General features: G+C 73.9%; 4 protein-coding genes. 1 reads left to right on the plus strand and 3 read right to left on the minus strand.

Features of this window, described 5'->3' with window-relative positions; all coding sequences use genetic code 11:
• Positions 1-102: 102 nt before the first annotated feature.
• Positions 103-2,565: a prolyl oligopeptidase family serine peptidase gene (locus BN1056_RS11130; protein ID WP_244671675.1), complete on the minus strand. Its 2,463-nt coding sequence runs from the start codon at positions 2,563-2,565 to the stop codon at positions 103-105.
• An 815-nt stretch (positions 2,566-3,380) separates the two neighbouring features.
• On the opposite strand from BN1056_RS11130, the gene BN1056_RS11135 reads away from it, so the two are divergent.
• Positions 3,381-4,940: a DUF1593 domain-containing protein gene (locus BN1056_RS11135; RefSeq protein ID WP_210581238.1), complete on the plus strand. Its 1,560-nt coding sequence runs from the start codon at positions 3,381-3,383 to the stop codon at positions 4,938-4,940.
• Between the two features lie 18 nt (positions 4,941-4,958).
• Here BN1056_RS11135 and BN1056_RS11140 read toward each other — a convergent pair whose 3' ends face one another.
• Together BN1056_RS11140 and BN1056_RS11145 are read right to left on the minus strand one after the other, a co-directional pair.
• Positions 4,959-6,980 (minus strand): CocE/NonD family hydrolase, encoded by a 2,022-nt coding sequence (locus tag BN1056_RS11140; RefSeq protein ID WP_210581240.1) that lies wholly within the window; start codon positions 6,978-6,980, stop codon positions 4,959-4,961.
• An 11-nt stretch (positions 6,981-6,991) separates the two neighbouring features.
• Positions 6,992-8,512, minus strand: a 1,521-nt coding sequence (locus BN1056_RS11145; RefSeq protein ID WP_210581242.1) for a carboxylesterase/lipase family protein, incomplete at its 5' end; no start/stop codon positions are given.

Genomic DNA, 8,512 nt, shown 5'->3' on the forward strand with positions numbered 1-8,512 from the left:
ACTAGGCGGGAGTGCGGACGGTGCGTCAGGTCGGCGTGAGGAGCTTCCGCCCGGAATGGCGATAAGGCCGACGGGCGCCGGACGCAGCCCCCCTGCGCCCGACTACGAACCGGGGTGCCCGAACACGTTCCCGCCGTTGGCGGCCCGCCGGGCGAAGGCGTGGATGAGCGCGCTGGTGGCGGCCCGCTGGGCGGAGATCGCCGTGCCCGTGTGCCCGCCCTCGGTCTGCTCCACGTAGCCGACCTCAAGGCCCAGTTCCCGCATCCGGTAGGCCATGGCGCGGGCGTGCGCCGGGTGCACGCGGTCGTCGGCGGTGGAGGTGAGCAGCAGCAGCGGCGGATACTCCCGCCCCGGTCGCAGGGTGTGGAAGGGCGACAGCGGGCGCATGGTCTCCCAGTCGTCGGGATCGCCCGGATCCCCGAACTCGGAGCGCCACATCGCGCCGGCCAGCAGCCGCGTGTACCGCTCCAGGTCCAGCACCGGCACCTCGGCGATCGCGCCCCCAATCAACTCGGGGTGGCAGGTGAGCATCTCGCCGACCAGCAGGCCGCCCGCACTGGCGCCGTGCACCACGAGCTGGCCCGCCGAGGTCACCCCGCGGTCGATGAGCGAGCGCGCCACCGCCGCGAAGTCCTCCACCACCCGGTGCCGTTCCCGGCCCCTTCCCGCCCGGTGCCAACCGGGCCCGTACTCGCCGCCGCCCCGTGTACAGGCCACCACGTAGGTGCCGCCCCGTTCCAGCCACGCCTTCCCGGTAAGCGGCTGGTAGCAGGGGATCTGGCTGGTGCCGAAGGCGCCATAGCCGTACAGCAGGGTTGGGCCGGGCGACGGCTCCCGCGCCGGGGACCCCGCCGCAGGCGCGCTCGCAGCCGGAACCGACGTCGTCCCGCCGTCGCCGGTGCCCGCATGCGCGCTGGTGCGTCGCCGACCGATCTGGAAGTAGGGGACGCGGGTGCCGTCCGCACTGACCGCCACATGCTGGCTCACCCGCACCCCGCGGGAGTCGAAGCGGGCCGGCGCCTGCCGCAGTACCGACATGCCGGTCACCTCGCCCGCCTCGGTCAGGCGCGCGAGGGTCAGCGTGGGCGGGGTGGTCCAGCCCGAGGCGGAGATGAACAGGTAGTCGGTGTCCCGCTGCCGCACCGCCTGCGCGGTCACCTCCAACAGTGGCCGACCCGGCCGCAGCTCGGTGGGATCCCGGACGGCGGCCGTGGCGCCTCGTCCTCCGCCGTCTTCGGGAGAGAGCGACTGTGCAACGCCGTCCCGTTCGTCCGGGCGGTAGGCGGCCCCGGTCAGGTCGATCCAGTGGTGGCGCCACTCGCCCCGGCAGCCCCTCCCTGCGCCCTGCGGCGGCGTGCACACCTCCAGCCGGCCGGCGACGTCGTCCAGCACCGTGAGCACCAGGTGATTCGCGGTCCAGGTGGCCGCGGAGATGAAGGAGGACGGCGTCGGCGTGAACAGCACCTCGAGCCCGTCGCGTCCCCCGCGCAGCCACTCCTCCAGCGGCGCCGCCAGCAGCATGCCCGCCTCATAGCGGCGCCCCGACACCTCCCAGGGCTCGCGCAGCTGGATCGTCACCCAGTCGCGTCCCACACCCACGGAGGCCGACGACGGGGCTTCGATCAAGACCGCGTCCGTCGGCACGATCTCCTCGTCGGCCGCGAGCGCCCGCCGCGCCTCCGCCTCGCCGCCGGGCACGACGGCGTCGTCGGGCAGCCACCACACGCGCGTGCCGCCCAGGCCATCCATGCACATCAGCCAGGTGCGGCCCCAGGCGTCGCAACTGGCCCGGGCGACGACGGCATGTGGGGCCGCGGTGATCAGCACCTCGGCGTCCTGGGCCGCCTGCCCGCGGCGCAGCCGGAGCGCCTGCCTGGGCATACCCGCCGGTGACAGCGATCCGGCGCCGAAGTCGGCGGCGAGCAGGCAGGTGTCGCCATCTGCGCCCCAGGTCAGCGTCCCCTTGGACAGGGCCTTGTAGAAGCCGCCCTCGGCGACGGTGAGGAAGCGCCGCTCCTCCAGGTCGAACTCCTGGGTGACAGTGGCGTCCGAGCCGCCGTCGGACAGGCTCACCAGGGCGCGGCGTCCGGCCAGCGGACCGGTCTGCAGCACCTGCGCCCCCGCCCAGGCCAGGTCGCGGCCGCGCCGACGGCGCTCGGCGTCCAGGTCGAGCAGCACCTCCCACTCGGTGGCGGAGGCGTCGTCGGGGCGCGGCGGGCGGGAGGGGGCTCCGGCCGCGTACGACGCCCAGGTGGTGCGTCGCCACACTCCGCGCGGGTGGGCGGCATCGGTCCAGAAGTTGTAGACCATGCCCGCCGCCTCGGTGACCGCGGGAAGCCGGTCGGGAGCCTCCAGAATCTCCTGGAGGGCGGCGGTCAGACGCAGGTAGTCGACGTCATCGGTGAAGGCGGACATGGTCTCGTCCGTCCGCGCCGCCGCCCAGGCCAGGGCGCGCTCGCCGGTGGGCTCGTCCAGCCAGGCGGGCACAGGTGGTAGCTCGGGCGCCTCGGTGGGCTCCGGCGGCGCGGAGTCGTCTGCACGGGGCGGGGCGTCGGTGCGATCCACCGGCCCATTGCAGCACATCCCGGGCTGGTGGCGTAGCCTGCCCGCTGCCCGGGCGAGGGCCATCGACGACGCGGGGTGAACCTCCAGGACGCCGGTTAGCTGGCTCTTCCGGTTTGAGGGTGTGGTGTTGGAATGCGCGGTGACCTCGGGCGCACGGGCGGCGTGCCCGCCCGCGGCGGCTCTCCGTTGGCGCTCGTTCCTGTGCGTGGCGGCCCCAAAGTGTCCAGGATCGGCATAAACGACGCCGACGTCGCCGGCGGCCGTGGGCAGAACGTTGGAATCATGCGGTTTTCAAATCGGCTCCAGCGGTCGCCGACGGCCTTTGCGCCGGATTCGGACAATCTGCCCCACGGCCAGGGCGCCCGGGCACACCACCCACCCACCAGCACCCAACCCACCCGGCCGGCAACACCCAGCACCGGCACACCCGAACCGGAAGAGCCGGTTTACTGTCGAGGACGTCCTGCCGGGCAGCGCTCTGGAGAGCCGGGCCGCGTCGTCACGGGCTAACCCGCGTCTTCGAACTGAGATGAGGCTCGTTTGCTTGTCAGGCGAGCGCGCGAGCGGGCACAATAGAGGGGAGTCACCCGGAGGCAACCGGATGACTCCCCGACGTAAGCGGCTCAGCCGAACCACTTACTGAGGGCATCCACAAGGACACCAATGGCCCGGATCAGTTGAGCGAGTGATTCGAGTATTTCGCTCAGCTTCCGGGCCATTCCCTTGTCCTTGCGGACTTTGGCGTGTCGGCCTAACGGGTCGTTCAGGCGTCGTCGAGATCCCGCAACGAACCGCGCATGTGGCACGCTGGGGCCATGCGCAAGGAAGCCTTCCCGCGGAACGACTGGCCCCGCGTCGTGGTCACCACCGACCCCGAGTTGGACGACCTGAACTCCATGATCCGCCTGCTCACCCACGCCGCCGAGATCGACCTGTGCGGCCTGGTGTATGCGGGCAGCAAGTTCCACTACACCGGCGACCCCGCCCGCGGCATCGCACCTCACCGCTGGCCCGCGCCCGGCGCCAGACTCCACATCGACGAGGCCATCGACGCCTACGCGCAGGTGGAGGACACCCTGCGCGTGCACGACCCCCGCTTCCCCACCGCCGCCTTCCTGCGCTCACTGGTGCGCATGGGCAATATCACCGCCGAGGGGGAGATGGACGAGGTCACCCCAGGCTCCACGCTCATTGCGGACCTGCTGCGGGACATCGCGCTGACCCCGGACGGCGCTACCGGCGAGGGCGGTGCCCTGCTGGACGCCGCCCGCCCCCTGTTCATCCAGGCCTGGGGCGGCATCTCCACCTTCGCCCGCGCCCTGCGCACCCTGGAGGAGGAACTTGGCGGGCGGGAGGACTGGCCGGAACTCAAGCAGCGGGTACTGGAACGGGTGGTGCTGTCCTCCTTCGGGGAGCAGGACTCGACCCTGGAAGGCTATATCCGCCCGCACTGGCCCGGCCTGGAGCACCGCGAGGTCGCCACCCTCACCTGGGGGTACACCACCCGGGACGTGCTGCTCCCCGCCGACCTCGAACTCGTCGGTGCGCAGTGGACGCGCGAGCACGTCAGTGCCCGGGGCCCGCTGGGGGCCGCCTACCGGGTGTGGGGCGACGGGCGGCGCATGGCCGCCGACTTCGACCCCGAGGACTACTTCGGCCAGGCCGGCAAGACCGAGGCGCAGCTGCGCGAGGAGGGCTATCAGGTGTGGATCCCGGTGCAGGAGCCCGGCGCCTTCATCTCCGAGGGCGACACCTCCAACTTCACCCTGCTGATCCCCAACGGCCTGCACTCCTGGGAGGACGCCACCTTCGGCGGCTGGGGCGGCCGCCAGGTCCCGCACCCGGAGCTTCCCGACACGCTCACCTCGGATATGCGCTTCGACCTGCCGGGCCTGCCGCAGCCCGACTACCCCCAGCAGGTGGTCGACCGCGCCGCCGACGGCACCACCCCGCCCGAGTACCACATGACCCGCTGGTGGCGTGCCCTGCAGCACGAGTTCGCCGCCCGCCTGGCCTGGTCGGTGACGCCCCGCTACGAGGACGCCAACCACCCGCCGGCCGTCGTCGTCGAGCACGCCGACGGCGGCAGTGGGCTGGTGCGGCACGTGCGCCCCGGTGAGGTGGTCACCCTGACCGCCACGGCCACCGACCCCGACGGCGATCACGTGCTGCTGCGCTGGTGGGCCTACCCGGAGGCCGGGCCCAACCCGTGCCCGACGCCGCCGCGCGTCCGGGACGACGGCGCCGGCACCGCCGTGGTCACCGTCCCCGCCCAGGCGCGCCCCGGCCAGGCCATCCACCTGATCGTGGAGGGCACCGACACCGGCACGCCGCCGCTGACCCGCTACCAGCGCGTGGTACTGGAGATCGGCTGAGACGCGGGGAAGAGCGGGTCAGGCGCCGTAACGGACGACTGCGGGGTGGTCGTCCAGGCTCACGCTGGATACGACGACGGCGCTGGGGTGGGCGGCGTCATGCAGCACCCGCAGGGTCACCGGGGCCCCGCCCGCCGGGTCGGCCACGCTGTAGCGCGGCCAGTTGGAGCCCGCCAGGTCCACGCGCAGGCGGTGCCCGGCGGACAGGTGCACGCCGGTGGACCACATGTCCACATCCACCTCCACGGGTTCGCCGGGGGTGAGCGGGTCGCGGCGCTCGGCCCCGGCGCGGGCGCTGAGCCGGAGCACGCCGTCGGTCAGCAGGGTGGAGGTGCCGTCCGGGCTCACCTCGGTCAGGGCCGCGTGCAGGTGGGCGTCGGCGGCGTCCGCCGCCACCCAGGCGTGCAGCCGCACCGGGCCGAGCAGCGTCACCGGCTCCTCCAACGGCGCGCTGGTGAACACCGCTACGTCGTCGCGCGCCTCGATCTTGCGCTGGTCGTGCGGGCCGGCGTTCTCCGGCGGACCCATGAGCATCTGGCCGCCCGCGGTGGGCACCGGCTCGGCCGGGTCGTGCACCCAGGCGGTCCAGCCCGCCGCGGAACTCGCGGTCGCATGTGTGTCCGGCACCTCGTATCCGCCGGCGCCCGGCATGCCGGCCGCGTCCGCGGTGGCGTCGGCCGCTGAGGCGTCGTCCCGCTCCGCCTGGCCGTCGGGAGCGTGCAGCACCCCGCCCGCGCCCAGGCGCCAGGCCTGCTCGACGGCGTCGGGGGCGGGCCAGGCGGGCAGGTCGATCCACCGATCCGCCCCCATGACATAGACGCGCACGGGGTCCTCCGGCAGGCGCGCCGCCGCCTGCTCATCCCCGAGGGCCGCCTTCCAGAAGTCCAGGCTCAGTTCCCCCAGGCCGACGTCGTCGGTGCCGCCGCCGGGGAAGTCACGCCCGGCCAGATGCCCGTCGAAGGTCAGGTGCGTCCAGGGGCCGACCACCAGGCGCACGTCTCCGGGACGGCCCCGCGCGGCGGCGCCTGCGGCCATGGCCGTGAAGTTGCGCAGGGTGCCGCCCTGGAACAGGTCGTACCAGCCGGACACGTGCAGCGTCGGCACCGCCAGGTCCGCCAGCCCGTCCACCGGGTAGACGAGCCGCTCCCAGTAGGCGTCGTGCAGCGGGTGGCGCACCCAGTCGACCACGTGCCCGCCAGCCCGGTGCGCCATCGCCAGGTCCTGCGCGGCCTGCGCGATCCCGACCCGTTCCAGGTAGGGCGTGAAGGCCGGAACCGGCTCGGGCAGTGTCTCCTGCGGGGCGTCCGGGCGCCCGTCGCGCCACAGCCCGGTGCGCACCTGCTGGCGCGCCCACTCGTACGACGGCCCCTCCAGCAGCACGCCGCCGCGCATGGCCAGGTCGTCGTCGTAGGTGGAGGGAGACACCCAAGCGGTCATGGCGGCCAGGTGCTCGGTGCCGGCAAGGGCGGCGGTGAACTGGGTGGTGGTCAGGTAGGAGTTGCCGAAGGTGAGCACCCGGCCGTCGCACCAGGGCAGGGCGGCCAGCGCCGCGCGCGTGGCGGTGCCGTCCGTGGCCTCGTCGAAGTAGAAGCGGAAGTCACCGTCGGAGATGTCCGTGCCGCGGCAGGCCTGGGCGACCACCGCGAAGCCCTCGGCGATGGCCCGGTCCAGGCTCACGTTCGCCTGCATGCCCAGCACGCCCGCCATGAGGCCGGGCGTGGCCGGGTCGACGCCGGACACCTCGGACACCATGGGCCGCCAGGCCCCGAAGTAGGGGCAGCGGGTCAGCAGCACCGGGTGGGCGCCGTCGTCGGCGGGGCGTACGACGTCGGCGCGCAGCACGGTCCCGTCCGGCATGGGGAGCTCCAGCACCTCATGGATGGCGCGGGAGGCGGGGCCGTCCGCCGCGGGCAGTTTCAGGGCTGCGCGCAGGGAGGCGGGGATGTTGCCTGCCGGTTCGGGCGCCGGGTCGCCCGGCGACGGCGAGGGCCGTACCGGGGCCCGGTCCGGCTGCGCGGCGGCTTGGCTGCTGTCGGACATGATGCGGGCTCCTATTGCGCGGATTCGGTGTCGGCCAGCATGGCCAGCTCCAGGGGATAAACGACCTCGTCGACGGCGCCGGCGGGGGCGGCCGGGCCGCCGTAGCGGCGTCCGGTGCCGGCCCGTGCCCAGGGCGCCCAGCCCGGGTCGCCGTCGCGGATGAAGCGCACCCAGTCGGCGTGCATGACAGCGGCCAGTGACTGCGGGCGTGGCGAACCCTGGACGCCGTCGGCGTGCGGGTGGGCCAGGCAGTCGAAGACGAAGGGCACCTCCATGCAGTGGGTGGACAGGCCGCCCGCCGGCGCGGGCAGGGCCGAGCACCAGGAGAAGTCATACAGCCAGGCGCGGTCGGCCGCGACCGGGTCGGCGCCACGGCGCCGCACCCACTGAAGTACCGGCAGGCGGAACAGGCCGTTGGAGACCACCTGGCCCACCAGCAGCTCCTCGTCGCTGGCCAGCTCCGGGTAGGTGGCGGTCAGCTGCGTGATCCGCTCCGGGCGCATGCCGGCCTCGGCCAACAGCTCCGCGGCGCTGCGTCCGGCCATCTCCCCGCTCAGGGCCCGGCCAATGGGGGTGAGTTCGTGGCGCACTCCGCCGCACAGGACCGGCACATCCGCTGCCGCGGTCGCCGCGTCCAGGGTGGCGGCGGGGATGATGTCCCCGTCTACCACCGGCATGAAGGTGCGGGAGATGGCCCGGGGCGGGCGGATGAAGCGCGACAGGTCGGCGGAGACGTCGAACAGCGGGAACTCCCGGCCGAGCTGCTTCGAGACGTCCAGCACCCGTTCCTCCGACACGGAGCGCCAGCCCGCCATCTCCGGGGTGATGCCGGCGATCTGGGCGGCCCGCTCCCCGATCACGCGGGCGTCGGCAGTGGTTGCCGCCGTCGTACCGCCCGACTCGCAGATCACGCCGTGCAGCAGGCCGCGGGCGCGCGGGGACGCCAGCAGCACCAGGGCGGATGCGCCCCCGGCGCTCTGCCCGCCGACGGTGATCCACTCCGGGTCCCCGCCGAAGGCGGCGATATTGTCCCGCACCCACTCCAGGGCGAGGATCTGGTCCAGCACGCCGCGGTTGACCGGGGCGTCGGAGTCGGGGATCCAGCCGAAGCCGTCGAAGCCCAGCCGGTAGGAGATGGACACGGTGACCACGCCGTCGCGGTTGAAGGCGGCCCCGTCGTAGAAGGGGCTGGCCGGGCTGCCCGCGTAGAAGCCGCCGCCGTGAATCCACACGAGCACCGGCAGGCGGGCGTCCGCGTCCCCGGGTGCGGGGGTGAAGACGTTCACCGCGAGGACGTCGTCCCCGGGGATGGACGGCTCGGGGATGGCGGTGGTCTCCCCGAAGGGGCGCCGCTGCGGGGTGGGGCCGGGGCGGGTGGCGTCCCGCACGCCCTCCCAGCGTCCGCGGTGCACCGGCGCCAGGAAGCGGCGCGGGCCGGTCGGCGGCTCGGCGAAGGGAATCCCGTAGAAGGCGGCGGAGCGGGTGCGGCGGTCGGCGACGGCCCCCGCCCGGTCGGCGACGGCCCCCGCCCG

The organism is Actinomyces succiniciruminis (assembly GCF_900002405.1).
Lineage (GTDB): Bacteria > Actinomycetota > Actinomycetes > Actinomycetales > Actinomycetaceae > Actinomyces > Actinomyces succiniciruminis.